Origin of the sequence: Pandoraea apista (genome assembly GCF_001465595.2) — a bacterium.
GTDB lineage: Bacteria > Pseudomonadota > Gammaproteobacteria > Burkholderiales > Burkholderiaceae > Pandoraea > Pandoraea apista.
Genome location: NZ_CP013481.2, coordinates 3,876,773 through 3,901,362 on the forward strand (window position 1 = coordinate 3,876,773; position 24,590 = coordinate 3,901,362).

Below are 24,590 nucleotides of genomic sequence, written 5' to 3' on the forward strand. Positions count from 1 at the left end.
CGACGTGACGCGCATTGCCCTCAGAAGCCGATCAACGCTTCGGTGACGTGACTCACGTTCGGCGGTGCCGCGAAGCAATCGCTCACCAGCGCGCGCCATTGCGAGAAGGCTTCGGAGTTGCGGAAGTGGACGGTGTGGTCCTCAAGCGTTTCCCACGTGACGACCAGGCTGTAGTGGGTCGGCTGTTCGATGGACTTGAGCAGACGCATGCCATGGCACCCCTTCGAGCCCTTGAACAGCGGCGCGGCCTTCGCCACACCTTGTTCGAACGCCGCTTCGGTGCCGGGCTTCACTTCGATCTGGGCAATTTCAAAGATCATCGGATTTCCTCTGTGGTTGATGCGTGATGGTGCGTAGTTGTGCTGTCGATCTTGTTGTCGTCGCACGATGGCGCCGCCGGTTGGGCAGGCTCGCGGAATCGTGGAATCGTCGGCGCCGGGCGGTGGCGACAGTGCCGCGAGGACGCTCGATTCTATACCGCACATACGCGCGGCGCATCGCGTGTCGCCCCTCCCGACCCTTTCAGCGTTTTTCCGTCCCCGCACCTCATGCCCATGCACGGACTTCGCTCATCGACCGGCCACGCAGCACCATGAACGTGCAGCGTAGCGACGCACGCATCGCATCACCAGCCAAAACACCCCAATAAATCAAAGACCTGAAAAAGTCTGGCATTGCTCTTGCATATCTTCATTTTTCTTTACATTTGCACCAAAAGAGCACATTCATGCCCAATTCCAATACCCCCGGCGACGTGCTGTTCCTTTTGCTCGGCGCGATTCTGGTGCTTGCGATGCACGCCGGCTTTGCCTTTCTCGAACTCGGCACCGTCCGCAAGAAAAATCAGGTCAACGCACTGGTCAAGATCCTGACCGACTTCGCCGTCTCGGGACTGGCCTACTTTTTCATCGGCTATCCGCTCGCGTACGGTGTCGACTTCTGGTCGAGCGCGGCAGTGCTGTCCGAACACAATGGCTACGCGCTGATCCGCTTCTTCTTCCTGCTGACGTTCGCGGCCGCGATTCCCGCCATCGTCTCGGGTGGCATTGCCGAACGGGCGAAGTTTCATCCGCAGTCGGTGGCGACGTTTTTCCTCGTGGGAGTGATCTACCCGTTCTTCGAGGGGATTGCATGGAATGGTCACCTCGGCATTCAGGACTGGCTCACGCGAGTATTCGGCGCCCCCTTCCACGATTTCGCCGGTTCGGTCGTCGTGCACGCGGTTGGCGGCTGGATCGGGCTGGCCGCGGTGCTGCATCTGGGTGCACGCCGCGGGCGTTACAACGGGCAGGGGCAAGTCGCCGCGCACCCGCCGTCGTCGATTCCCTTCCTCGCGCTCGGCGCGTGGATTCTGATCGTCGGCTGGTTTGGCTTCAACGTGATGAGCGCGCAGCGTGTGGGGGGCATTTCCGGGCTGGTGGCCGTCAACTCGCTCATGGCGATGGTCGGCGGCACCCTCGTGGCAATGTGGGTCGGCAAGGACGACCCCGGCTTCATTCACAACGGTCCGCTCGCAGGGCTGGTCGCGGTGTGCGCCGGGTCAGACGTCATGCATCCGCTCGGCGCGCTCGTCGTGGGCGCGGTAGCGGGTGGTCTGTTCGTGTGGCTTTTTACCGTGACGCAGAATCGCCTGCGCATCGACGACGTGCTCGGCGTCTGGCCGTTGCATGGCGTGTGCGGCATCTGGGGCGGTTTGGCGGCAGGCATCTTCGGGCAGACGGCGCTCGGCGGATTGGGTGGCGTGAGCTTCGTTGCGCAAGTCGTCGGGACGGTGATGGGCGTGGCCATCTCCTTCGCCGGAGGCTATCTGGTGTATGGCGTTATCAAGCGCAGTGTCGGTTTGCGGCTCGACGACGAACAGGAGTATTACGGCGCCGATCTATCCATCCACAAGATCACCGCCACGCCGGAACGCGAGACGAATTGGTGACGCTCACCATTGCCGGACAGCCAGCAGGTTGCCCGGGGATTCGAGGGTAAGGTCGCGGCAGACGCTTACCCACCGCATCGACAATGGACGCGTGAATGACTACGGCACGGCGACTTTGCCAACGTGCCGACGAAGCCGAAGCCGCCTTCGCCGCAGCAGCGGCGAGAAGGAACGAGTGCAGCCCGCGGCCTCGTCAGACTCGCGTCGACTCGATATCGACGTGCGCAACACCGGATCGGGTGCGCTTCACGCCCGCCGGATCGACGGACGACGATTCGGCATCGGGCGTCGCGCCCATGCAAGACGACGACAACGCCCGCTCCAGCAATCCCGAACTCCAGTGCTGATACGACAGCAGTAGCCGGTACGACGCACGCGCCGGTGTCGCACCTCCCCACTGCCACGCGTCGCCCGTCCACCGATGGCCCCACGGACTCTCCGCCGGGTTCAGGCTCAGATAAGGGGTGCCGTCAACGTACGAGGTGTGGCATGGCACGCAAAACTGCTCGCAAGCACGCGCGATCTCGCCTGCCGTCAACGAATCGCCTCGTGCGAGTAAGTGCTCGCGTAGCGTGTCGTGCGAAGCGATCTGCGTCATGAGTGGCGTGTCGCAGTGCTCGGAGAGCCGTGTTACGCACGCGACACGGCGAAGTACGGTGGACTGGCCGGCGCCCGGCACGTCGGCGAGCCGGGCGCATAGCATTTGCCATCGATGAGTCAGGCGGTGCGCATCGTGTGTGAACGCCGCGTTGCGCGCCCACGTCCCCAGCAGGCTCGTCACGGCGCGACACGAATCGAGCATCAGACCCGCCACGCGCAAGATGCCCCGGTAGCCATTGATCTCTGCCGGTGGATTCGTGAACCAGGAAGGAACCCAAAGCCCCAGACGCGCAGGCGGTATCGCCGTGTTGGCAAATGTGAAGAGCGTAGCCACGTCACGAGCGCGCGTGAGCGAGCCCAACGCCTCGCGCCAGGAATCAGGTACTGCGGGAGATGGCATCTCAACACACGCCTCCAGCAATCGGCACCCCGCTTCCATACGCTTGAGCACTTCATCGACCGCATGATGGCGAATCAGTGTCGGCGAGCCGAGCGACTGCGTGATCACACCCTTCGCCCCCTCGAACGCCAGCAGCGTCCAGTCGGCCCACGGAACCCCGAACGGGGTGTTCGCGATCGTGGCGTCGCGGACAGTGGCTGGCGAGCCGTCGTTCTCAGCCGTCTCCTGCGAATAGAAGCAAGCGGCAATGATCGCAAGCAACGACAGATTGCCCGCCAGCGACAGGGCATCACGCGCCGCGCGGAAATGCCATCCCCGGTTGCCGGTGGCAGCGACCGTTTCGAGCCACTGCGCGATGTCGCGCTGCACCTGCTCGATAGCGATACCGTCGGGCAACGCCTGGACGGCGGAACGCTGCGCGCCCTGCGCGTGAGTCGGTGCCAACATCGCTTCAACCTGTGTCAGATGGCGTCCCAGACGCGCATCTCGCTTGTGCGCCAGATCGAACTCCTTGCGGTAGAAGTGCTGAGACGGGCCGGTGCTGACCCACAATCCCGCCCACGCCTGAGCAAACGCGCCCGCCAACGCAGGATCGACGCGGCGCGATGCATCGATGCCATTACGCCGGGCATGACTCGCTGCGTTGGCCGTGCGTTCCAGACGCTCGCCAAGCCCGTTTCGCTCGGCACGGTGCTGCGCTGCCGGCTCACGCATGCCCGCCAACTCGATATCCGGCGTCGCGCGCCAACTGGCGTTCCAACCGCTTGCCCCTGCACACTGCTGGTACCACATCGCTATCCCCCAATGGTCGTCGCCGGACTCGCCGGCAAACCGTCGACTATAGGCAGACGACACGATACGCATGGCATTGCGTCGAGCGGGCACTCACGCAAGCCCCGGCGCTCGGGTCGCGATGACCCCGAATATGTGCCGAACAGCTTCCCCAGCGAGCACCCACTTACGCAGCTTGCACAGGCGAGAGTGTCATCTCCTCTCGCCAAGTGCCGATGCGTCGCGGTAGACTTTCGCCACACCTGACGTCTGCGGTCCGGCGCGCACGCTCTGGCAAGTGCCCACTTCGCTGATATTCCGGCGAAAATGGTGCGCCAATGCCGACGGTGCCAACCGGCCAACGACCCCAGACCTTTCGACGCACGATTGCGAGCGCGCCTGTCGCGCGCCCCCCAACCCCTATGTCCAACACGCCGTCTCAAGCACCCGCTGCCGCCGTCACCCCGCTTCCGCTCGTCCCGCTGACGCCCGACGAGGTTCCGCTGGGTGAGGCGCTGCCCTGGGCCATCGTCGATCGACATGGTGAGCCGTTGCTGGCCGAGGGCGATATTGTCCCCACGCAAGCCGGACGCGACTGGCTGTTCACTTCCTTCGCCCCCCACCGTGTGGCGAACCTCGGCGAAGACGACACCGCCACCCCCGATGCGGGCACGCCATCGCCGCCTCCGGCCACGGAAAGCGCAGCATCAACGGCGGGGGCAGCCCAACCGCAGTACGCGCTCACCGACCTCAATCTGCGTGCTGGTGACTGGTTGCAGATCCAGTTGCCGCCGGGTGCCGGATCGCAGCGAGTGCGCACACGCGTCATCGGGTATGCGCCGAATCAGATGCTATTCGTCACCGCCCCGACGGGACGCGCCGCGCCCCCGACCTTGCAGGCGAGCGAGCGGCTGGAACTCTGGACGTTTTCGGGAGAGGACATTTATCACTTCGTTTGCACGGTCGAACGCGTTGAGCGGGTGCCGTTCGATTACGTTGTTCTCTCGGCACCGGCCCAGATTCGCCGCAAGGTGCTGCGCCGTTCGCAACGCGTGCCCGCGAAGCTGGTTGCATCGGTCACCATGGGCGAAGCCCGCCACCTCGCATTGCTGCAGGACGTGAGCGCCGAAGGCGTTTCGCTGTTGGCTGATGCGCCGCTCGGGGCGCCGGGCGACAGCATCCATCTCGCGTTTCGCGTGCGTGTGGGCGATATCGACATGCCGATCGACGCCACCGGCACGATTCGCGGTGTGCAACAAAGCGACGATGGCAGTCATCTGCACGGCATCGAATTGCCCGTGCTCGAACCCGCGCATTACGTTGCACTCAAGTGCTACGTCTACGAGCGCCTGCTCGCGCTCGGGGGCGCCTGATGGCAAAACCCAAGTCACCAGAGGCCGAACGCCCTCGCACACTCGCCAGTCAGACACTGTTTCGCGGGCTCGATATCGTGGAGGCGGTTGCCGCCGGCATCGATACCGTGCCGGCGCTCTCGGCGCACACGGGCATCACGCCTTCGACAACGCACCGCATTGCATCGGCCCTCGTACATGCGGGCTACCTGCGATTCGAGCCGCGTCGCGGCTACCGGCTGGGCAACAAGCTCATCGAACTGGGGTTTCTTGCCTACCGCCAGATCGACTTGCCGCGCGTTGCCCGGCCAACGCTGGAATGGCTCGCAAACGAGACACAGGACACCGTGCATCTCGCCGTGGCCGACGGCTGGGAAGTGATGTACCTCGACAAGTTGCCGGGACAGCGCGCCGTTGAGATCAGTTCGCGCATCGGCGGACGCAAGCCGATCTGCGTGACCGGTGTGGGCAAGGCACTGCTGCTCGATCAGGACGAACGGGAATGGCAGGCGCAGCTCGCGCACTACCAGACGCAGGTGCCATCGCATCCCATCGATACCGCGGCATGGCTCGCGCGCATGCACGACTACGCGCGCCTCGGCTACGCCTTCGATCTGGAAGACGACACACCGCAGATTCGCTGTGTGGCCGCCCCGTTGTACGACGCGAGCCAGCGTATCGTGGCCGCGATCAGTGTCTCGAGTACGACCAAGTACATGAGCCGCGAGCGGATGCAGGAACTCGTACCGCGAGTGAAAGACGCCGCGGCACAGATCAGCCGCCAGCTTGGTTGGTCTGGCCACACACGCTGATCCCCATCGTCAACCGACGAAAAAAAAGCCGGCCCTTCCATGGAGGGGCCGGCATCGGTAAGGCTTCGGAGATGCCACAACCTGGGTGATGCCTCAGGCACCGTTTGGGTGATGCCTGAGTGATGCCTGAGTGATGCTTGAGTGATGCCAAGGTAATACTTCGATGCATGGCCACGGCCGGCGCGGCCGGTCGTGCCGGTACGTTATGCAGCGCGGCGCTTGAGCAGGTCGAGCGCGACGTCGACGATCATGTCCTCCTGACCGCCCACCATGCGACGCTGGCCCAGTTCGACGAGAATGTCGACCGTCTTGAGGTCGTAACGCGCCGCCGCCGCTTCTGCGTGACGCAGGAAGCTCGAATACACCCCCGCGTAACCGAGCGCCAGCGTCTCACGATCCACGCGCACGGCGCGATCTTGCAGCGGTCGCACAATGTCGTCGGCCGCATCCATCAGCGTATAAAGATCGCAGCCGTGGTTCCAGCCCAGGCGCGATGCCGCCGCGATGAACACTTCCAGCGGCGCATTGCCCGCGCCTGCGCCCATGCCCGCGAGGCTGGCGTCGATACGGTCGCAGCCCTCTTCCACCGCAACGATGGAGTTCGCCACGCCGAGACTCAGGTTGTGGTGCGCGTGCATGCCCGTGAGGGTTTCGGGCTTGAGCACATCCTTGAACGCGCGGAAGCGGTCCCGCACATCGTTCATGCCCAGGGCGCCGCCCGAATCCACCACGTAAATGCAGGTAGCGCCGTAGGACTCCATCAGCTTGGCCTGTTCGGCGAGATGCTGCGGCGTGGTCATGTGGCTCATCATCAGGAAGCCGACCGTATCCATGCCCAGTTCGCGTGCGTAAGCAATGTGCTGACGCGAAACGTCTGCCTCGGTGCAGTGCGTTGCGATGCGCACGACACGAGCACCGGCGTCGTAAGCTGCGCGCAGGTCGTGCACGGTGCCCACGCCCGGGAGCAGCAGCGTGGCGACCTTGGCATGCGTCACGGTCTCCGCCACCGCAGCGATCCACTCGAGATCAGTGTGTGCGCCAAAGCCGTAATTGAAGCTCGAACCGGCGAGGCCATCGCCGTGCGCGACTTCGATGGAATCGACGCGGGCGGCGTCAAGCGCAGCGGCAATCGCCTTCACGTTGGCAATGCTGTACTGGTGACGAATCGCGTGGCTGCCGTCGCGCAGCGTCACGTCGGAGATATAGAGCTTTTTCTGCGTCATGATGAGGTGTGTCTCCTGAGAGCGCGTGCAACGCTCAAGCGGCAATCGCCAGGCGGGTGGCGGCAATACGATCGGCACAGGCCAGCGCGGCGCTGGTCATGATGTCGAGGTTGCCCGCGTAAGCCGGCAGATAATGCGCGGCGCCTTCCACTTCGAGGAAGACCGAAGTCTTCAGGCCAGTGAGCTTGCCCAGCCCAGGTACGTTCAGCGGACGCGATGCGTCGAACAGTTCGAACTGCACCTGCTGCTTGAGACGGTAGCCCGGCACGTAGGCATGCACCTTGTCGACCATTGCCTGAATACTGGCTTCGATGGCCGCCTGATCTCCCGGCTCCGACAACACGAACACCGTGTCGCGCATGATGAGCGGCGGCTCGGCCGGGTTCAACACGATGATCGCTTTACCGCGCGACGCCCCTCCCAGCACTTCAATCGCCTTCGACGTCGTTTCCGTGAACTCGTCGATATTGGCGCGCGTGCCCGGACCTGCCGACTTGCTCGAGATCGACGCGACGATTTCGGCGTAATGCACCTTCGTCACTTGCGAGATCGCCGCGACCATGGGGATCGTTGCCTGACCGCCGCACGTCACCATGTTGATGTTGCGGGCGTCCAGATGCGCGTCGAGATTGATCGACGGAATCACATAGGGGCCAATGGCCGCCGGCGTCAGATCGATCACCTGCACGCCACGCGCCTGCAACAGCTCGTTGTGGTGCGCATGAGCCTTGGCCGACGTGGCGTCGAATGCGATGCGGATGTCTTCGAAACCCGGCATCGCCAACAGGCCCTCGATGCCGCCCGCAGTCACCGGCACGCCGAGACGCTGCGCGCGCGCCAAACCATCCGAGGCCGGATCGATACCGACCATCGCGCCCATCTCCAGATGCTCGCTGTTGCGCATCACCTTGATCATCAGGTCGGTGCCAATGTTGCCCGAGCCAATGATCGCCACTTTCTGTTTGCGTCGTTCCGTCACTGTCGTCTCCTGAACGTGTCCGTCCACCGGTATGAGGCGCATCGTAATTCCGGAGCCATTCAAATGTCAATATGTAAACATTGATCTCATATTATGAGATTAATGAGATTCATGGCTTATCCACACTTTTTGTTCACAAGCCCGTTGATAACTTGCGGAAAAGCATGGCAAGTCGCTGATTCGACAGGAAAGAATTGCCACGCGCGAAAGTTGAGCCATGTGCTGCAAAACGAGGCGTGGCGCGGGTTTCCGCAAGGTAGGGTTATCCACAGATTCTGTTTGCAAGCCAGTGGACAACTCGCGGATAGACGATCCAAGTCGTTGATCCGGTAGGAAAAATATGCGGCGCGCATTTACTGCGCCTATCGGTGTCCTATCGATGTTCTGACGTCGCTCTCTTGCGCGTCGGTCGCGGCGCGGCATGACAGGCTCGCGAGCGCTGCGTGTTATCCACAGAAATTGTTCACAACCCGGTGCATAACACGTCGATATCCGCGCCATCTCATTGATGTAAAAGGATATCTTCATCGCGCAGCAGGTTCGGTCAATCAATGCGGCAGGCATGGGAATTTCCGCAAACCGGGGGCACTTCGAACTTTTGCGAGACGAGAGGGGTCTAGAGACACTTGAATGCCGGGCACGCGGTGCATTGAGGGAGGTACCGTCGATGGCTCGTCATGCTCACTGTGCCCCATTCGTCAGCACGATGTCGACGCTTGCCATCGACACGTTTCCCGCAAATAACGACGTACTCATCCATGCCTACGAACCCCCAATTCACTGGGCGGCTCGCGCTACCGATTCGACTCGCACCGCTTGCCTTACCCTTCCGGACTTCGCAACATACGCTCCGCCGCAGTCTCGCTGCACTGGGCACCGCATTGATGTTGCTCTTGCCACTCGCCGCCCAGGCAGACAATGCCCCCAGCGGCATCTCGACCTGGGCCGGCGCCATCGTCGACGAATTCCGCGAGGTGGCAACGCAAGGGGCCAGCGATCTTTATGTACCCCTGCATACGCATCACCTGCGCTTCGCGTATACCCGCGAGAAGATCGACCAGTACAACGAAAACCCGTGGGGTCTCGGCTACGGTCGCGTGCTGTCCGATGGCAAGAACGGTTCGCGCATGCTGTACGCCATGGCGTTCAAGGATTCACATAACGATTGGTCGCCGATGGCGGGCTACGGCCGGATCTGGAACTTGGCGAATGCCGGTCCTGTGCGATTCGGCCTCGGCTACACCGTGTTTCTGATGTCGCGCTCCGACACGCTCGGCGGCGTGCCCTTTCCTGCTGCGCTGCCGCTCGCGGAAATCGGCATCGGACGCGCCGCCGTCTCTACCGCCTATGTGCCTGGCGGTAAAGGCAACGGCAATGTGTTGTTCATCTTCGGGCGCTATACGTTCGGCAAATCAGGTTGATCGTCTGTCGCCGACAGACCGCGCGCCCCCCGCGCGCGTAGCTGCCGGCGCATGGCGAATGCCGGCATTCGGGCCGACCTCGGGTTCGGATTCGGATTCGGATTCGGATTCGGATTCGGATTCGGATTCGGATTCGGATTCGGGCATGATGCGCGCGCACCAGGCACCGAACCCGGCAATGTAGCCGTACGCCAAGGCAGGTGCAAGGAACGAGAACACGATGCCGATGCTGTCCGCCAGCGCCCCCTGCAAGTACGGCAGCACCGCGCCGCCCACAATCGCCATGCAGATCAGCCCGCCGCCCTCGCTCACCCGCGCCCCGAGCCCGCCGACCGAGAGCGAGAAAATCGTGGGAAACATGATCGCGTTGCCAAGGCCGCAGGCCAGCAATAGCCACATTGCGAACGACGCAGGCAACGTCATCGATACCGCAATCAACGTCAGGTTGCAGGCCGCGCACAGACTCAGCAGCCGTCCCGGCGACACCTTTCGCAGCAGCCATGCACCCGCGAATCGCCCCAGCATTGCCCCGCCCCAGTAAAACGCCAGATAGCGGCTCGCATACGCGTGATCGAGTATGCCCGTGCCCGTTTGCGTCAGGTAGACGATCAGGAAGCTGCCGATACTGACTTCCGCGCCAACATAAAGAAATAGCGCCACGATGCCGTAACGCAAGGGACGGTGCGTCATCAGGCTACGTACATTCCTGAGCACCCCTGGGGGCGACGCATCGCCGGCCCGCGGCTCCGGCAGCGTCAATCGCCAGAGCACGGCACCGCCAATGACGAGCACGGCGGCGAGCAACCCGTAGGGCCCCCGGACACTGTCTGCGGCGTGGCCGGTTGCGGTCGCCGCCTGCGGCGCGAGAATCCAGAGCGCAGCAAGCGGCGGCCCAACGGTCGTTCCGAGTGAGTTGAACGCTTGCACGAGCGTGAGACGGCTCGCCGCCGCACCGCGCGAGCCCAGAGTCTCGACATAGGCGTTCACCGCGACTTGCAGCAAGGTAATGCCGCTCGCCAGTACGAAGAGCGCCGCGAGAAAACAGAGATAGGACGTGAGCGCGGCCGCAGGAAAGAACAGCGCGCAGCCCAGACCGGCGAGCCACAGCGAACTGGCCAGCGCGCGCCGGTAACCAACGCGCGCGGTGTACTGGCCCGCCGGGTACGACACGACGAAATAGGCAGCGAAGAAACTGGATTGAATGAGCGCCGCGTCACGATAGGTCAGATCGAACGCTGCCTTGAAGTGAGGCACCAGAATATCGTTCAGCGACGTAATGAGCCCCATGGCGAAAAAAAGCGTCGCGAGCATCGCAAGCACGCGATTCGCGGAGGGCATGGGGAACGTGGTGATCGTGGGTGAATCGTTGGGAGGGGGAACCTCGGAACGACTGGGGGCATTCGTGCGATCGACAGGCATGCATGTCTCCAGAAGCCACTGGGCAGTGGCTCATTGAACGAGGGGCCAATACGCATCAGTGTAGAACGCGCTATCGATACCGGGATACGGGCGGAATCTCATATTTGCGTGACGCAGCGATGGCATGCGATACGCAGTCGAGTCCCCGATTTCCCTTGTTTTTTACTGTTTTCGGCTCTTGTCAGCCGACGTCTTTTGATCGACTATCCGCAGCACGGGATATGCCGCCACATTCGGGGAAACATCATGCGGGGTTTCAGGACTTTGAGGATTGCGACGGGATGGCTCGTCGCCGGCATGCTCGGCTTCGCCGGACACGCGTGCGCGCAGTCGGGTGGCGCGTTGCGCGCGCCGGTCACCGCGTGTAACTGCGCGCAGATCGTTGCCGATTGTTCGGCGTCTGTGTCGGTGATTCCGACACGCGCAGCCAACGGCGTGTTTTCCGCCGATGTCATGCTGCAAACCGACGCGCCCTCGTGCGCGAAGGTCGACTATCAGCTCGACGACACGCCTTACGTCACGATTCTGCGCGACGGCGCTCAGGGCGGACAGCGTCTCTACGGTACGCGTCCGCTCACGCGCAACAGCCTCTCTCACATGTCTTGCCACGTGTGCGCAGCAGCGTCAGCACCGGTGCCCAACGACGGTTTGTCTCCCGATATGGCGCGGGTGGACGGTGCGCCCGGCACATTTAGCGCAGCACCCGCTGCGGCCGTGCCGCCGCAGTCGCAGTCGCAACCGCAACCGCAACCGATTAACGCCAGCACTTACGCGCCGAGCGCCGCCGCTTCGCAAAACGCAGCCATGGCGGCGACAGCACCGGCGTCCGGCACACCGTTGCCGAGCACCATTGGCGACACGGCAGGACTGAAAGCGGTGAACGCCGCGAACGCCAATTCGCCGGAAGTCGCACGCGATGTCGCCGCCATCGAAGCGCCGCCCCCCGCAGGCACCACGCTCGTCACGCCGCCAATCGCCCCAGGTGCTGCCGTGCAAGCGAGTACGCCTGCGCCGTTGCGCGTGGTGAACCCCTCGGGACGTTGGCGCGGGCTTTGCACGAATGCACCTCCCTGGTGGGGTCTGTGGAGCTCGCCGATGACAAGACTGATGGCGCTCGCGCTCAACGGCGCGCAAGTCACCGGCAGTGTCGACGACGTGGAGCCAAACATCCACACCACGGTGCAAGGCACGCTGGCGGGCGATCGTTTGCAACTCGCCGGCAGCTACGGCGCGAAGCACAACATCACCTTTGGCCCCGACGGCACGACGCTTACCGACGCCTGGTGCAACAGCGACGGCCGCTGCGAAACCTGCGAAATGCAGCGTTTCTAAGGGTTTCCCGGCAATCAGGCTCGATAGCGATGCATTGGACGGATACAAAAATCGCGTAAAAAAATGTCGCGAAAGCCGACAGAAATTCGCGCTGAAAATTCGCATCGGCGACGACGAAGCGCCACGTTACGAATGAAACGAATCGAAATGCAGCGCGATCGTCGCTCAGCCTTGTGCGGCAAGCACGCAACATAATTCGCGCACTACTCTCACAAAGCGATTTCTTAGGTAGAATCGTCGGCGCAGCAAGACGTATCATTCGGGTGGCCGTTCTCCGACGGCACTTTCTTATTCTCATCGATTGGATCGATATGGCAACGGCAAAGAAAGCAGCAGCAAAGAAGGCCCCTGTGGCGAAAAAAGCTCCGGCAGCAAAGAAGGCTCCGGTAGCGAAAAAGGCAGCTCCGAAGGCAGCCCCGAAGGCCGCTCCGAAGGCAGCCGCCGGCAAGGTTTCGCCGATCAAGGAAGCGCTCAACAAGACCCAGCTCGCAGCGCACCTCGCCGAACAATCGGCTGTCGCTGTGAAGGAAGTGAAGGCAGTGCTGGCCGCGCTCGAGAACACGATCATCAGCTCGCTGCACAAAAAGGGTGCCGGCGAATTCACGCTGCATGGCCTGTTCAAGGTCACGTCGCAACAAATCGCCGCCAAGGCGAAGCGTTTCGGCAAGGACCCGTTCACGGGTCAAGAGCGTTGGTTCCCGGCCAAGCCGGCTTCGGTGCGCGTGAAGGTTCGCCCGCTGAAGAAGGTCAAGGACGCTGCCCAGTAAGTCTTGCGCTTACGCCGCCGTGGCCTCCACGGCAGCGTAAATTGCACAGATCTGGCAGGCAACGCCTGAATACGGTGCCGGTTTTCCGGCACCGTTTTTTTTCGTCTGCATTTCCCCCCCCTGCACTGAGACGACTGATTTCGTCGTCCTCATGACTTTGGCGACGTTGCGCCGCTTTGCGAAAACTCAGGGTTTTCTCTGGGGTTTGTGCTGAGTGGACGCCTCCAGTGTCCCCCGCTACCATCGCTCGGGGACAGCCATCAGCCAGCGGCGAACACCACGCCCGGCATCACAAGCTGGCATTTTCGGCGATGTCTTCGCGGCCTCTGGAGACTCAGCATGACTCGCAAGTTTTCGCGTCACCCTGCGCAAGTGCACCATGTGTCATCGCATCCGGCCAGCCGGCGCACCGTTCCGGGCACCGTAGAGAGCAGCGCGCGTCGCGGATTTCTCGCCACGCTCGGTGTCGCCGCCATGCCGGCCGCGTTCGTCGGATCGCTCGGCGGCACGCTTGGCGGATTGCTCACCAGCACCCTGTCGCTGTTCTCCACGCCGGCGCACGCGCAAACCATTGCCGACATCAAGAAGAAGGGCACGATCAACGTCGGCATGCTCATCGACTTCCCACCGTACGGCACGACAAATGCGCAAGCGCAGCCGGATGGTTACGACGCCGACGTCGCGAAACTGCTGGCCAAGGATCTGGGGGTGAAGCTCAACCTCATGCCCGTCACGGGACCGAACCGGATTCCGTATCTGCTCAGCGGTAAGGTCGATGTGCTCGTCGCCTCGCTCGCAATCACACCGGAGCGCGCCAAACAGGTCCAGTTCTCCAAACCGTATGCCGCCGCCACCATTCTGCTGCTCGGAAAGACGGGAGCCGCCATCAAGTCAGCCGCCGATCTGAAAGGGGTACGTGTGAGCGTTGCACGCGCCAGTACGCAGGACATGGCCGTGACCAAGACCGCGCCAGAAGGCACCGAGATCCGTCGTTTCGACGACGATGCCTCCGCGATGCAAGCACTGCTCAGCGGGCAGGTCGATGCCATCGGCTGCTCAGTAACGGTCGCAAACGCAATTCGTCAGCGTGCGCCCGGCCAGTTCGAGCCGAAGTTCAATCTGCTACAACAGGCAATGGGGATTGCGATGCGCCCCAATCAGCCGGAACTGCTGGCAGCCATCAACGACTTTGTCTCACGTAATACGGCCAATGGCGAATTGAACAAGCTCTATCGCAAGTGGCTCGAAACCGATCTGCCGAAGATGGCGTGAGCACCGCCGCGCGCCGCCCGCGTTGCGCAAATAGCCCCAGCGTTCTCTCCCGGTCGTTGCGTTCCGACGCCAGATTTGCGCACGCCTGGTGAAACCCATGCGCCCCACAAAAAAGTAGTCGTCAACGCGACAACGCATCTCACCCCCCTTCGCGGCACCTCGTCTCTGTTCGCCGGGTTGCGCAGCGTCTCTCGTCGGCCTATCGAAATGCACATTTCGATATCGTTTCCCTACATCCCCCGCCTGCTACCCAAATGCCCCAAATCCCTTATTCCACGGGGATTCCCCCTGATCTCCCTAGGGACAAAACGAAAAAAATTTTGCTTTCGATGCAATTTAGATATATCGTAAACACGTCTTAACCACATCGATAAGGAGTCGCATCATGCGTGGATCACGTGGCGATTTCATGGGCCGAGGCCCGTTTGACCTGGACAAAATGGATTTTGGCGACGAACGGCGCGGTGCGCGCCATGGACGGCGCGGCGGCGGCGAGGGCTATGGCGACGGCCGGTTCGCACGGACCGACGAAGCCCGCAGTGAACGAACAGAACGCGGTGGCCGGGGCGGACGCGGTGGCGGACGCCTCTTCAGTCACGGTGGTTTGCGGCTCGTGTTACTGCATCTGATTGCGCAACAACCACGTCACGGCTACGAACTCATCAAAGCCATCGAAGAAAGCGTGAACGGAACGTACAGCCCCAGCGCAGGCGTGGTCTATCCGACGCTCACGCTGCTTGAAGAAATGGGCTACATCCGTGTGCAGGAAAACGCAGGCGAGAGCCAACGCAAGTCGTACGAGATCACCGACACCGGCCGCGAGTATCTGGTCGAAAACGAAGACTCGGTCACGGAGTTGCTCGCGCGCCTCGCCACGCGTCGCGAGCGCTCGGAAGACATGCCGCCGCAGGTCATGCGCGCGCTGCACAACTTCAAATATGCCGTGCATTTGCGGCTGGGCGGCGAACCGCTCTCCACCGAACAGGCCAACGCATTTGCCGCGATTCTCGACGCGGCCGCACAACAACTGGAGCGACTCTGATGCAAGACAACGCTGCACCGAACGCTGTCCCCGACCGCACGCCGCAACGTGTGCGCCATGAACTCCGCATGCGCCTGCTCGAAGTGCGCAGCGTCGAGCCGCTCACGCCCCACATGCTGCGCGTGACGCTGGGCGGCGACGACCTCGATGGCTTCACCAGCCCCGGTTTCGACGACCACGTCAAGCTGTTCTTCCCCAACCCGCAGACCGGCGAACTGACACTGCCGCAGATCGGTGCCGAGGGCGTGGCCAAACCGGCCCCCGGCGACGCGCCGCGTCTGATGCGCGATTACACGCCGCGCGACTACGATGCGGCGTCGAAAACGCTCGTGATTGATTTCGCCATGCATGACTCCGGTTCCGCCACGCAGTGGGCGCGTTCGGCCAAACCGGGCGATCGTATCGGCGTTGGCGGACCTCGGGGCTCGTTCGTCATTCCCATGAACTTCGACGGCTACGTGCTCATCGGTGACGACACGGCGCTGCCGGCGATTGCTCGGCGTCTGGCCGAGTTGCCCGCAGGCGCGCTGGTGTTCGTCTTCGCGGAAGTCGACAGCCCTGCCGACCGCCTGCGCTTCGCAAGTCAGGCCGACGTCGTGGTGGAGTGGATCTATCGCGAAGGCAAGCCCGCCGGCGAAAGCACTGCGTTGATCGACACCCTTCAGGTTGCCTCGTTGCCCAACGGCGACGTGCACGTCTGGGTAGCAGCCGAAGCCGGTGTCGCGAAAGCCGTGCGCCGCCATCTCGTCGACGTTCGCGGACTCAACCCGAAATGGGTGAAGGCAGCCGCCTACTGGCGGCGTGGCGACGCCGCCGTGCACGAGAATCTGGACGATTGAGGAAGAGGCAGCGCGTGTATGCTTTCTATCCGTCGCTCAAAAAAGAACGCTTAATACGTATGGATACGCCGCTACTGCCCGATACCAACCTGTTTGCCGGCTTGCCTTCGCACCCGGTCGATCCGAAGGCGGCCGAGCAGTTCGATACACTGCTCAGCCGACCGGGAATGCGGGTCGAACGCATCGTCTCCACCGGGCAGGCGTCGCCCGAGGGCTTCTGGTACAACCAGGCGCAGCATGAGTGGGTCGTGTTGCTCACCGGCGGCGCCGGCCTCGCCTTCGCCGACACGCCGGGCCAGACGCTCGTGCTGAATCCGGGCGACGCCGTTACGATCGCCGCTCACCGAATGCACCGCGTGGCGTGGACTGCACCGGGTGAAACCACCGTCTGGCTGGCGATTCACTACGATTGACGCCGCACTTCCATTCCCCTTTGGAGAAATTCCCTGCCGTATTTCGGAATTGCCTGATAGAAAAGGCAGGAACAAATTCCGACTATGAAAACGCGCCCGGGGATGTCGAATCTCGGCACCCGGAGGGCGGTTCACCCAAGGGGGTACGACGACATGGAGCAACGCAAACGACACGACGGCTTCGAGCGTTGGGCAGCGGGCGCGACGGCGCGTCAGACGGGGCGGGACGATACCCGTTGGCGCGTATTTCGCGCACCGGAGCAGGCAGACTTTCACGGGTTCGTCGTGTGGTGTTACACGCAGGGCGTTTTTCTCGGTCAGGAGTTTGACCGGCGTACCGACACCATCACGCATTGCTACGTGCGTAACGGTGCCTGGGCCGTGCAATTCGATTCGTATGGGGAGGCCTGTGAGCGTGCCTTCGACATTCACACGCCGACACTGATTCTGTACGCACCGGAGCGCAACGGCGGCGTTTTCATCACCAGCACCGAGCAGTAAGGGGCGCGTCACAATCGACGTTTGCCGTAACAAGATGGCACCGGCCGGCAAAATACTGGCCGGTGCTTTTTTTCTGAAATGCTCCACCACACGGCGACGGGCGCCTTCGCGCCCGGCGTAGCGAACCGGATCAGGCGTAGTTGCGGATGTCGTCGATCTCGGTCTGACCGAAATCGTCGCGCTCGGTCAGTGCCAGAATGCGGCGGGCGACATCTTCCGGCGACGAGAGCTTGCCGCTCGCTTTGAGGTCCTGAAACCGTGCCAACGCCGGAAAACTCTCCACGCTGCTGCTGCGAATCGTCTCCTGCATGCCGGTATCGACCACGCCCGGCGCGAGCGACACCGCCTGCACCCCGTGCTCGCGATGCTCCGCGTTGACCACTCGCGTATACATATCCAGCGCAGCCTTGGTCGAGCAGTAGACCGCCCAACCGGCGTTCGGCTGACGGCCGGCGCCTGAAGAGATGTTCACAATCTGGCGTTTGGCGGTCAATCCTTGTGTCGCGGTGAGAAAACGGGCCGTAAGCAGCATGACCGAAGTCACGTTCAGCGCGAATGCCGCGCCGATGGCGGCCGGGTCCGTCAGGGCCGCGCTGTTGGCGACCGGATTGACCGTGCCGGCGTTGTTGATCAGCAGATAGCGGTCGGCGTTACGCGTCAGCGTGGCGAAGATACGCTCGGCGACCTGCGCAGTGGCTTGCGTGTCGGCCAGATCGACGGCGATTTGTTCGAGCGTGACGCCCTGAGCGCTCGCCTGCGCGGCGAGGTCGTCGTCCGTGCGGCGCGCCAGCGTCACGAGATGGGTACCGGAGGTGAGCAAACAGCGTGCGAGCGCCGCACCGAGACCACGGGAGGCGCCAGTCAGAATGGCAATCGTTTGGGACATTAGGAGATATGCGGTCGGAAAACGCCGCAAAAAGAGGCCATCGGGATCGTCATTATCCGCGCAACATTCCGGCACCGCTATCCCGTCTCATCTTCGTTTTTCCAGCCGAACCGGGCATGAACGCGGGGGCCGGCGACTGCCGGTGCGTCAAAACGACACCGGGTGCCTCCAAAGCGAAATGGAGTATTGCGGAATATAATCGCAAACTTCGCATGCTTATAACCTAAGGTAGTAAAAAGCGCGTTTGGCGAGGCCGCCGGAACGCTCAGGACACCGGCACGGCGAGAGGTTTATCGCCCGTCAATGTCCCGAATCGTCAAGCTTGTCGCGGTAGTTACAGGTCTGTTGAGTGCACTGCACATTACCGCCTTATGGGTATATATTCCCCCCTCATGGAAACGATACCGAAAATCATTTCGGCGCACGCTGCTGCGCCGGATGCGAGCAAAACTGCACGCCCGGTGCCACCGCGCCCGCGTCAATACGATGCGCGGCTTGCGCGCTGGATGGTCACGCCACTCGTCAATACCCGGGTGAGCCCGAACCACCTCACGACGCTTCGGCTGGTCGTCGGGCTGGCCTGTACGTGGGCATTTGCGCAAGGCAGCTATGCCATGGCCAATTTGGGCGCTTTGCTGCTCGTGCTGTCGAACTTCATCGACCACACGGACGGCGAACTGGCGCGCATCAGCGGCAAGACCAGCCGTATCGGCCACCTCTACGACCTCGCCTCTGACGCCTTCGTAACTGTGCTGCTGTTTGGCGGCATCGGCATGGGCGTCATGGCCTCGTCTACGGACCACTACCCGCTGCCCGTGCCGCTGTCGGCATCTGCGCTCGGCTGGATCGCCGGGTTTGCCGTGGCGCTGATCTTCTTCCTGCGCATGCGCATTGAAGACCGTGTCGGCAAGGCCGGTACGAAGCAGGCATCCGTCGGTGGCTTCGAGACGGAAGACGTGCTCTATCTGATGCCGCTCGTCACGTTGTTCGACGGCACGCGTGGTTTCCTGGTCGCCGCCGCCATCGGCGCACCGATCTTCGCGTTGCTCGTGATTGCCGACTACGTGCGTGTCATGCGCCGCCCGCTGCCTGCCAAGGCCGACGCTACCGGCGCTACTGCCCCCGCAACGCCTGTGGTATCCACTGCGCCCACTGAACCCGTGACGCCTGCGGCATTCGCGGCGGATGCGGAAATCGAGCGCGCACTGGACGCCATCGACTTCGACGCCGTCACCCGCGAGTTCAAATCGCAGGACGCCTTCATCTATCTCGAGAAGTTCCTGCCCGCGACGGTCACGGAACAATTGATTGCGGCGGCCCGATCGGTCACGCCGAACGTCAACCGTAACTACCTTCCCGGTCACAAACAGGGGGGCAGCGTAAGCCGCCACACGCTCGACGAGCTTGCCCCGTTCGTCGCCGAGTTGTACCGTTCGCCTGCCCTGATGCGCTTTCTGGAGCGTCTGGCCGGCGAAAAACTGCTGCCCTCGCCGCAAGACGACCCGCACGCGTATGCGCTGTATTACTACACGCGTCCGGGCGATCACATCGGCTGGCACTATGACACCTCCTACTACAAGGGCCGCCGCTACACGCTGCTGCTAGGCGTGGTGGACCAATCGAGCTGCAAGCTCGAATACCGACTTCACACCCGCAATCCGGGCGTGCCGCAAGTCGATGGCGCCGTGGCGTATCCGCCCGGAGCGCTGGTGTTCTTCGACGGGGACAAACTGCATCACCGGATCACGCCGCTCGGCGACAACGAAGAGCGAATCTCGCTCACGTTCGAGTACGTGACCGACCCGCGCATGGGCACGTGGCAGCGCTTCATTTCAAACATGAAAGACGCCATTGCCTACTTCGGTTTCCGCCAAGTGTTTCGTCAGGTATTGGGACGGACGAAACGCTAAATGAACCGGACTGCCATCGTATCTCTCACCCTCGGTTTCGCCCTTTTCGTCGCCCTGCTGATCTGGCAGGGCACGGGATCGGTGATGTCCACGCTGGCGGTCGCCGGTTGGGGGCTGCTACCCATTGCCGCCTTCCACCTCGTGCCGCTGGTGCTCGACGCCGCAGCCATTCAGGTGCTGGTGGCGAAATCCTGCTCGCTGCGCCGCGCCACACTCACGCGCTGGGTCGGCGAGTCGGTCAACAGCCTGCTGCCGGCCGGTCAGATCGGCGGGCCGATCGCGATGGTGCGTCAAATGAAGCAAAGCGGGATGGCCGGTCGCGAAGCTGCGGCTGCCATCACCGTCAGCACGACATTGCAGGCGGTGGCGCAAATCGTCTTCGCGCTGCTGGGGCTGGCCGTCTTCGGGATCAGCGCCACGCAAAACACCAATGACGGCCTGTGGCTGCCGATGCTGATCGCCACCGCACTCGTCTCCACGCTGCTCTATGCTTTCTATATCGCGCAACGGCGCGGCATCTTCGGTTGGGCGTTTCGCATGCTCTCGAAGATGTCTTCCAAGCGCGACTGGTCGTCGCTGCTCGATCGCGCCGACGCCGTCGACGAAATCGTGCAACGCATGTACGGCCAGCGCCGCCAGGTGCTCGCGAGCTTTATGCTCAGTCTCGTCGGCTGGATCGTCGGCACGGTGGAAGTCTGGTTGATTCTGCAATTCATCGGCCACCCGGTGAGTTGGGTCGACGCCATGTTGCTCGAAAGTCTGGGGCAGGCGATTCGCGGTGCCGCGTTCTTCGTGCCAGGCTCGCTTGGCGTGCAGGAAGGCGGGTACCTGCTGCTCGCCCCGCTCGTGGGTCTGCCGGCCGACGCCGCGCTGGCTCTTTCGCTGGCCAAACGCACGCGCGAGTTGCTGCTCGGCGTGCCGGGCCTCGTCTATCTGCATTTCTCCGAACGTGGCTGGCGCCGCCGGCGCGCCTCGCAACAAAGCGCGCCGCTGCCTGCCGCCACGGATTCTGCACCGCTCTGAAGAAGGATATTCGCCATGCGTGCCATTATTCTCGCAGCAGGCATGGGCCTGCGTTTGCTCCAGCCCGAAGATAAGCAGTCGCCCAAGTGCCTGCTGCCGTTCGACGGCATGTCACTGCTTGAGCGCCATCTGCGCATGCTCGCGGCGGCCGGGATCACCGACGTCGTGCTCGCGCTCGGCTTCCACCATGAGCAGGTGAGCGAAGCGCTCGACCGTCTGAACTGGACACCGCGCCCGCAGATCCGCCTCAACCCAGACTTCCATCTGGGCAGCGTGCTCACGCTGCACACGGCCGCCGATGCGATGACCGCAGGCGGCGACGTGCTCGTCATGGATGCCGACGTGCTCTACGATCAACGCATTTTCAATGCACTGGTCGCGGGCAAAACGGCGAACCGTCTGCTCATCGACCGCGATTTCGAAGTGGGCGACGAACCGGTCAAGCTGTGCCTGCGCAATGGCGTGCCGGTCGAGCTGCGCAAGCAGGTCATGGTCGGCCTTGAATACGACACGGTCGGCGAATCGGTCGGCTTCTTCCGTTTCAACGAAGCGACAGCCGCGCGTCTTGCGGAAATCACGCGCGATTACGTCGAATCGGGCCGCGCGAAGATGCCGCACGAGGAAGCTGTGCGCGATTTGCTGCTCGAGCGCGGTGCGCAATTCGAAACCGCCGATGTCACGGGCTTCCCGTGGATCGAAATCGACTACCCTGAAGACGTGAAGCGCGCTGCCGAACAAGTGCTGCCGCAACTCGAACCGCTCACGATGGTGTCAGAATGAACGCTCCCGACGCATTCACCCTCCCGCCGACGGCCACGCGCGCGTCGCAACTGCGCGCCATGCTGCGCAGCAATCAACTCGAATTCCTGATGGAAGCCCACAACGGCCTGTCCGCGCGTATCGTGCGCGAGGCCGGCTTCAAGGGTATCTGGGCCTCGGGCCTTGCCATCTCGGCGCAATTCGGTGTGCGCGATAACAACGAAGCCAGTTGGACGCAGGTTGTCGATAACCTCGAGTTCATGGCCGACGCCAGCAATCTGCCGATCCTGCTCGACGGCGACACCGGCTACGGCAACTTCAACAACATGCGACGCCTCGTGCGCAAGCTCGAGCAACGTGGCGTGGCCGGCGTGTGCATCGAAGACAAGGTCTTCCCGAAGACCAATAGCTTCATCGGCGGCGAACGCCAGCCGCTCGCGGACATCGACGAGTTCTGCGGCAAGATCAAGGCCGGCAAGGACTCGCAGGCCGACGACGATTTCTCGATCGTGGCGCGTGTCGAAGCGCTGATCGCCGGCTGGGGCATGGAAGAAGCTCTGCGCCGGGCCGAGGCCTATCGTCAGGCCGGCGCCGACGCCATCCTGATTCACAGCAAGCTCAAGCGTGCCGACGAAATCGTGCAATTCGCCCGCGAGTGGGATAACCGCTGCCCGCTGGTGATCGTGCCGACGAAGTACTACAGCACGCCGACCGACGTGTTCCGCGACGCGGGTATCAGTGTCGTGATCTGGGCAAACCATCTGATTCGCGCCGCCACATCGGCGATGCAGGCCGTGGCCGCCGAGATCCACCGCAGCGAGACACTCATCAACGTCGAAGACCGTATCGCGACGGTCGACGAGATCTTCCGCCTGCAAGACGCCGACGAATACACCGAAGCGGAAGACCGTTACCTGTCGGCCGCGAACGCACCGCGGTCGGCCATCGTGCTGGCCGCCAGTCGCGGCAAGAACCTCGAGAGCGTGACGACCGACCGCCCGAAGGTGATGTTGCCGGTCGCCGGCAAGCCGCTGCTGCGCTGGCTGGTCGACAGCTTCAAGAAACAGGGCGTGAATGACATCACGGTCGTGGGTGGCTATCGCGCCGACGCCATCGACACGGCGGGCATCACCCTCGCGGTGAACGAACGTCACGCCGAAACCGGCGAACTCGCCTCGCTTGCCCGCGTGCCCAACGCCTTCACGCACGACACCGTCGTCTCTTATGGCGACCTGCTGTTCCGCAGCTACATCGTGCGTGATCTGATCGAGAGCGACGCCGACTTCACGGTGGTCGTCGACTCAACGGCCGCGACCACGGCCAATGCCGCCAACGCCAGCGTGCGAGACTTTGCGTACTGCTCGGCCGGCGACGACCGCGGTCTGTTCGGCCAGCAAGTGCTGCTCGAGAAGATCAGTGCCAACGCCGCAGACGCCGGGCGCTCCCCTAACGGCCGCTGGATCGGCCTGTTGGGCGTGCGAGGCGACGAAGGCCGCGCACAACTGCAACGCGTCTTCGCAGCATTGCAGGCTCGCCCGGACTTCGACCAGCTCGGCATGCCCGATCTGATCAATGCGCTGGCCGCCGACGGCGCCCGGATCGAAGTGCAATACGTGCACGGCCACTGGCGCGGAGTGAACGACATGGAAGAATTCCGCCGCGCGGCGGACTTTGCCCATGGTCAGACCCCATTCAGCGGCGCCGCCCCGGAGACACAAGGTGATTGAGGCCGGACAGTTTGTCGAAGCCGCGCGCAAGCACGGCTTCACCTGGTACACGGGCGTGCCGTGTTCGTTCCTCACGCCGTTCATCAACTACGTGCTGCAAGATCCGACGCTGCATTACCTGTCGGCAGCCAACGAGGGCGACGCCGTCGCCATCGCTGCCGGTGCAACGCTCGGTGAAGGCCGCGGCGCACGCTCGGTCACCATGATGCAGAACTCGGGCCTCGGCAATGCGGTAAGCCCGCTGACCTCGCTCACATGGACCTTCCGTCTGCCGCAATTGCTGATCGTGACGTGGCGCGGTCAGCCGGGTATTACCGATGAGCCGCAGCATGCGCTCATGGGCCCGATCACGCCAGCCATGCTCGACCTGATGGAAGTGCCTTGGGAGCTGTTCCCCACGGCGCCCGAGGCGATTGCCCCCGCGTTGGAGCGCGCAGTGCGCCACATGGACGAGACTGGCCGCCCCTACGCGCTCGTGATGCAAAAGGGCAGCGTGGCGCCCTATCCGCTGCAACCGGCCGAGCGCCCCGCACGCCCGGCACAGCCCGCGCCGGTCTCGCTGGTAAAAGGTGTCGCCCCGTCCGAACTGCCGACACGTCGCGACGCGCTCGAGCGCGTCATTGCCCACACGCCGCTCGACGGCACGGTCGTGCTGGCATCGACCGGCTTCTGCGGCCGCGAACTGTACGCACTCGACGACCGCGCTAACCAGTTGTACATGGTCGGCTCGATGGGCTGCGTCACAACGCTGGCGCTGGGACTCGCGTTGGCGCGCCCCGACCTGCGCGTGGTCGCGCTCGACGGTGACGGAGCGGCACTCATGCGCATGGGGGCCTTTGCCACGCTGGGCGCTTATGGTCCGTCGAATCTGGTGCATCTGTTGCTCGACAACGCGTCGCACGACTCGACCGGTGCCCAGGCAACGGTGTCGCCGACGGTATCGTTCGCGGGCATTGCGGCCGCCAGCGGTTACGCGCTTGCACTCGAAGGCGACACGCTCGACGTTATCGAACAACTATTTGACGGGCGCGCCGCCAGCCTGAACGAAGGTCCGCGCTTTGCGTGCCTGACCACGCGTCCGGGAACGCCTGACGGGCTACCGCGCCCGAAGGTCACGCCCGAGGCCGTCAAGGCTCGCCTGATGGACCACATTGCACAACGCGCGCAGGCTTCGGCCTGAGCGTGCCCCCATTCACGAAATCTGCCGAGGAA

22 protein-coding genes and 1 pseudogene are annotated in these 24,590 nt (G+C 63.1%); 17 read left to right on the top strand and 6 right to left on the bottom strand.

The window, feature by feature from the left end; genetic code table 11:
* Window positions 1-20 precede the first annotated feature (20 nt).
* Complete coding sequence (locus AT395_RS17610) at window positions 21-320, bottom strand: antibiotic biosynthesis monooxygenase family protein (RefSeq protein ID WP_042111983.1); 300 nt, start codon at window positions 318-320, stop codon at window positions 21-23.
* Window positions 321-727: 407 nt separating this feature from the next.
* On the opposite strand from AT395_RS17610, the gene AT395_RS17615 reads away from it, so the two are divergent.
* Window positions 728-1,930: an ammonium transporter gene (locus tag AT395_RS17615; protein WP_048627513.1), complete on the top strand. Its 1,203-nt coding sequence runs from the start codon at window positions 728-730 to the stop codon at window positions 1,928-1,930.
* Between the two features lie 193 nt (window positions 1,931-2,123).
* On the opposite strand, the gene AT395_RS17620 is transcribed toward AT395_RS17615, so the two are convergent.
* Window positions 2,124-3,794 carry a hypothetical protein gene (locus AT395_RS17620; RefSeq protein WP_058375228.1) on the bottom strand — a complete coding sequence of 557 codons (1,671 nt, stop codon included), beginning with the start codon at window positions 3,792-3,794 and terminating at the stop codon, window positions 2,124-2,126.
* A gap of 329 nt (window positions 3,795-4,123) precedes the next feature.
* Between AT395_RS17620 and AT395_RS17625 the strand changes: the two genes are divergently transcribed.
* Window positions 4,124-5,074, top strand: a complete 951-nt coding sequence (locus AT395_RS17625; RefSeq protein WP_048627515.1) for a flagellar brake protein — start codon at window positions 4,124-4,126, stop codon at window positions 5,072-5,074.
* Complete coding sequence (locus tag AT395_RS17630) at window positions 5,074-5,865, top strand: IclR family transcriptional regulator (RefSeq protein WP_042111988.1); 792 nt, start codon at window positions 5,074-5,076, stop codon at window positions 5,863-5,865. Before AT395_RS17625 ends, AT395_RS17630 begins: the two co-directional genes overlap by 1 nt.
* A 203-nt stretch (window positions 5,866-6,068) precedes the next feature.
* Here the strand turns inward: AT395_RS17630 and dmpG are convergent, their stop codons facing one another.
* Window positions 6,069-7,088 (bottom strand): 4-hydroxy-2-oxovalerate aldolase, encoded by a 1,020-nt coding sequence (gene dmpG / locus AT395_RS17635; protein WP_042111990.1) that lies wholly within the window; start codon window positions 7,086-7,088, stop codon window positions 6,069-6,071.
* Window positions 7,089-7,122: 34 nt separating this feature from the next.
* Window positions 7,123-8,004, bottom strand: a complete 882-nt coding sequence (locus AT395_RS17640; RefSeq protein ID WP_231586225.1) for an acetaldehyde dehydrogenase (acetylating) — start codon at window positions 8,002-8,004, stop codon at window positions 7,123-7,125.
* A gap of 821 nt (window positions 8,005-8,825) precedes the next feature.
* Here AT395_RS17640 and pagP point away from each other — a divergent pair.
* The gene (gene pagP / locus AT395_RS17645) at window positions 8,826-9,488 is read left to right on the top strand and encodes a lipid IV(A) palmitoyltransferase PagP (protein ID WP_162597724.1); all 663 of its coding nucleotides are present in this window, start codon (window positions 8,826-8,828) and stop codon (window positions 9,486-9,488) included.
* Here pagP and AT395_RS17650 read toward each other — a convergent pair.
* Entirely contained in the window at window positions 9,480-10,907 is a 1,428-nt protein-coding gene (locus AT395_RS17650; protein ID WP_072632866.1) for a sugar MFS transporter, read from the bottom strand. The genes pagP and AT395_RS17650 overlap by 9 nt on opposite strands.
* A gap of 246 nt (window positions 10,908-11,153) precedes the next feature.
* Here AT395_RS17650 and AT395_RS17655 point away from each other — a divergent pair, with 246 nt between their 5' ends.
* The 7 genes from AT395_RS17655 to AT395_RS17685 all read left to right on the top strand — a co-directional run bounded on the left by AT395_RS17655 (window position 11,154) and on the right by AT395_RS17685 (window position 17,073).
* Window positions 11,154-12,239, top strand: coding sequence for a hypothetical protein (locus AT395_RS17655; RefSeq protein WP_124988661.1), 1,086 nt, complete (start codon window positions 11,154-11,156; stop codon window positions 12,237-12,239).
* A 311-nt stretch (window positions 12,240-12,550) separates the two neighbouring features.
* Window positions 12,551-13,006 (top strand): HU family DNA-binding protein, encoded by a 456-nt coding sequence (locus AT395_RS17660; RefSeq protein ID WP_042111998.1) that lies wholly within the window; start codon window positions 12,551-12,553, stop codon window positions 13,004-13,006.
* Window positions 13,007-13,480: 474 nt separating this feature from the next.
* Entirely contained in the window at window positions 13,481-14,278 is a 798-nt protein-coding gene (locus AT395_RS17665) for a transporter substrate-binding domain-containing protein (protein ID WP_048627536.1), read from the top strand.
* A gap of 385 nt (window positions 14,279-14,663) precedes the next feature.
* On the top strand, window positions 14,664-15,320 hold the full coding sequence (locus tag AT395_RS17670; protein WP_048627517.1) for a PadR family transcriptional regulator: 657 nt from the start codon (window positions 14,664-14,666) through the stop codon (window positions 15,318-15,320).
* A complete protein-coding gene (locus AT395_RS17675; protein ID WP_048627518.1) occupies window positions 15,320-16,159 on the top strand; it encodes a siderophore-interacting protein in 840 nt (279 codons plus the stop codon). Before AT395_RS17670 ends, AT395_RS17675 begins: the two co-directional genes overlap by 1 nt.
* Before the next feature lie 59 nt (window positions 16,160-16,218).
* On the top strand, window positions 16,219-16,572 hold the full coding sequence (locus AT395_RS17680) for a cupin domain-containing protein (protein ID WP_048627519.1): 354 nt from the start codon (window positions 16,219-16,221) through the stop codon (window positions 16,570-16,572).
* A 153-nt stretch (window positions 16,573-16,725) separates the two neighbouring features.
* Complete coding sequence (locus tag AT395_RS17685; protein WP_042112004.1) at window positions 16,726-17,073, top strand: hypothetical protein; 348 nt, start codon at window positions 16,726-16,728, stop codon at window positions 17,071-17,073.
* A 130-nt stretch (window positions 17,074-17,203) separates the two neighbouring features.
* Here AT395_RS17685 and AT395_RS17690 read toward each other — a convergent pair whose 3' ends face one another.
* Entirely contained in the window at window positions 17,204-17,959 is a 756-nt protein-coding gene (locus AT395_RS17690) for an SDR family oxidoreductase (RefSeq protein WP_048627520.1), read from the bottom strand.
* A gap of 392 nt (window positions 17,960-18,351) precedes the next feature.
* Here AT395_RS17690 and AT395_RS26455 point away from each other — a divergent pair.
* The 6 genes and pseudogenes from AT395_RS26455 to aepY all read left to right on the top strand — a co-directional run.
* Window positions 18,352-19,077: pseudogene (locus tag AT395_RS26455) on the top strand (CDP-alcohol phosphatidyltransferase family protein); the annotation flags it as partial.
* A 42-nt stretch (window positions 19,078-19,119) separates the two neighbouring features.
* Window positions 19,120-19,869 carry a HalD/BesD family halogenase gene (locus tag AT395_RS25690; protein ID WP_446674123.1) on the top strand — a complete coding sequence of 250 codons (750 nt, stop codon included), beginning with the start codon at window positions 19,120-19,122 and terminating at the stop codon, window positions 19,867-19,869.
* Entirely contained in the window at window positions 19,870-20,892 is a 1,023-nt protein-coding gene (locus tag AT395_RS17705) for a flippase-like domain-containing protein (protein WP_048627521.1), read from the top strand. It begins immediately after the preceding gene.
* A 15-nt stretch (window positions 20,893-20,907) separates the two neighbouring features.
* Window positions 20,908-21,672 (top strand): phosphocholine cytidylyltransferase family protein, encoded by a 765-nt coding sequence (locus tag AT395_RS17710; protein ID WP_042112010.1) that lies wholly within the window; start codon window positions 20,908-20,910, stop codon window positions 21,670-21,672.
* Window positions 21,669-23,378 (top strand): phosphoenolpyruvate mutase, encoded by a 1,710-nt coding sequence (gene aepX, locus AT395_RS17715; RefSeq protein WP_042112012.1) that lies wholly within the window; start codon window positions 21,669-21,671, stop codon window positions 23,376-23,378. Before AT395_RS17710 ends, aepX begins: the two co-directional genes overlap by 4 nt.
* The gene (aepY, locus tag AT395_RS17720; protein ID WP_042112014.1) at window positions 23,371-24,558 is read left to right on the top strand and encodes a phosphonopyruvate decarboxylase; all 1,188 of its coding nucleotides are present in this window, start codon (window positions 23,371-23,373) and stop codon (window positions 24,556-24,558) included. The genes aepX and aepY overlap by 8 nt, the downstream gene beginning before the upstream one ends.
* Window positions 24,559-24,590: the final 32 nt, after the last annotated feature.

Excerpts from the sequence above, each read along its gene's own strand:
- AT395_RS17675 (WP_048627518.1), top strand. The coding sequence starts at position 15,320 with ATGCAAGACAACGCTGCACCGAACGCTGTCCCCGACCGCACGCCGCAA.
- AT395_RS17615 (WP_048627513.1), top strand. The coding sequence starts at position 728 with ATGCCCAATTCCAATACCCCCGGCGACGTGCTGTTCCTTTTGCTCGGC.
- aepX (WP_042112012.1), top strand. The coding sequence starts at position 21,669 with ATGAACGCTCCCGACGCATTCACCCTCCCGCCGACGGCCACGCGCGCG.
- AT395_RS17610 (WP_042111983.1), bottom strand. The coding sequence starts at position 320 with ATGATCTTTGAAATTGCCCAGATCGAAGTGAAGCCCGGCACCGAAGCG.
- AT395_RS17710 (WP_042112010.1), top strand. The coding sequence starts at position 20,908 with ATGCGTGCCATTATTCTCGCAGCAGGCATGGGCCTGCGTTTGCTCCAG.
- AT395_RS17690 (WP_048627520.1), bottom strand. The coding sequence starts at position 17,959 with ATGTCCCAAACGATTGCCATTCTGACTGGCGCCTCCCGTGGTCTCGGT.
- dmpG (WP_042111990.1), bottom strand. The coding sequence starts at position 7,088 with ATGACGCAGAAAAAGCTCTATATCTCCGACGTGACGCTGCGCGACGGC.
- AT395_RS17640 (WP_231586225.1), bottom strand. The coding sequence starts at position 8,004 with ATGATCAAGGTGATGCGCAACAGCGAGCATCTGGAGATGGGCGCGATG.
- AT395_RS17665 (WP_048627536.1), top strand. The coding sequence starts at position 13,481 with ATGCCGGCCGCGTTCGTCGGATCGCTCGGCGGCACGCTTGGCGGATTG.
- AT395_RS17680 (WP_048627519.1), top strand. The coding sequence starts at position 16,219 with ATGGATACGCCGCTACTGCCCGATACCAACCTGTTTGCCGGCTTGCCT.
- AT395_RS17650 (WP_072632866.1), bottom strand. The coding sequence starts at position 10,907 with ATGCCTGTCGATCGCACGAATGCCCCCAGTCGTTCCGAGGTTCCCCCT.
- AT395_RS17660 (WP_042111998.1), top strand. The coding sequence starts at position 12,551 with ATGGCAACGGCAAAGAAAGCAGCAGCAAAGAAGGCCCCTGTGGCGAAA.
- AT395_RS17705 (WP_048627521.1), top strand. The coding sequence starts at position 19,870 with ATGAACCGGACTGCCATCGTATCTCTCACCCTCGGTTTCGCCCTTTTC.
- AT395_RS17685 (WP_042112004.1), top strand. The coding sequence starts at position 16,726 with ATGGAGCAACGCAAACGACACGACGGCTTCGAGCGTTGGGCAGCGGGC.
- AT395_RS17630 (WP_042111988.1), top strand. The coding sequence starts at position 5,074 with ATGGCAAAACCCAAGTCACCAGAGGCCGAACGCCCTCGCACACTCGCC.
- AT395_RS17655 (WP_124988661.1), top strand. The coding sequence starts at position 11,154 with ATGCGGGGTTTCAGGACTTTGAGGATTGCGACGGGATGGCTCGTCGCC.
- AT395_RS17625 (WP_048627515.1), top strand. The coding sequence starts at position 4,124 with ATGTCCAACACGCCGTCTCAAGCACCCGCTGCCGCCGTCACCCCGCTT.
- pagP (WP_162597724.1), top strand. The coding sequence starts at position 8,826 with ATGCCTACGAACCCCCAATTCACTGGGCGGCTCGCGCTACCGATTCGA.
- AT395_RS17620 (WP_058375228.1), bottom strand. The coding sequence starts at position 3,794 with ATGCGTATCGTGTCGTCTGCCTATAGTCGACGGTTTGCCGGCGAGTCC.
- AT395_RS17670 (WP_048627517.1), top strand. The coding sequence starts at position 14,664 with ATGCGTGGATCACGTGGCGATTTCATGGGCCGAGGCCCGTTTGACCTG.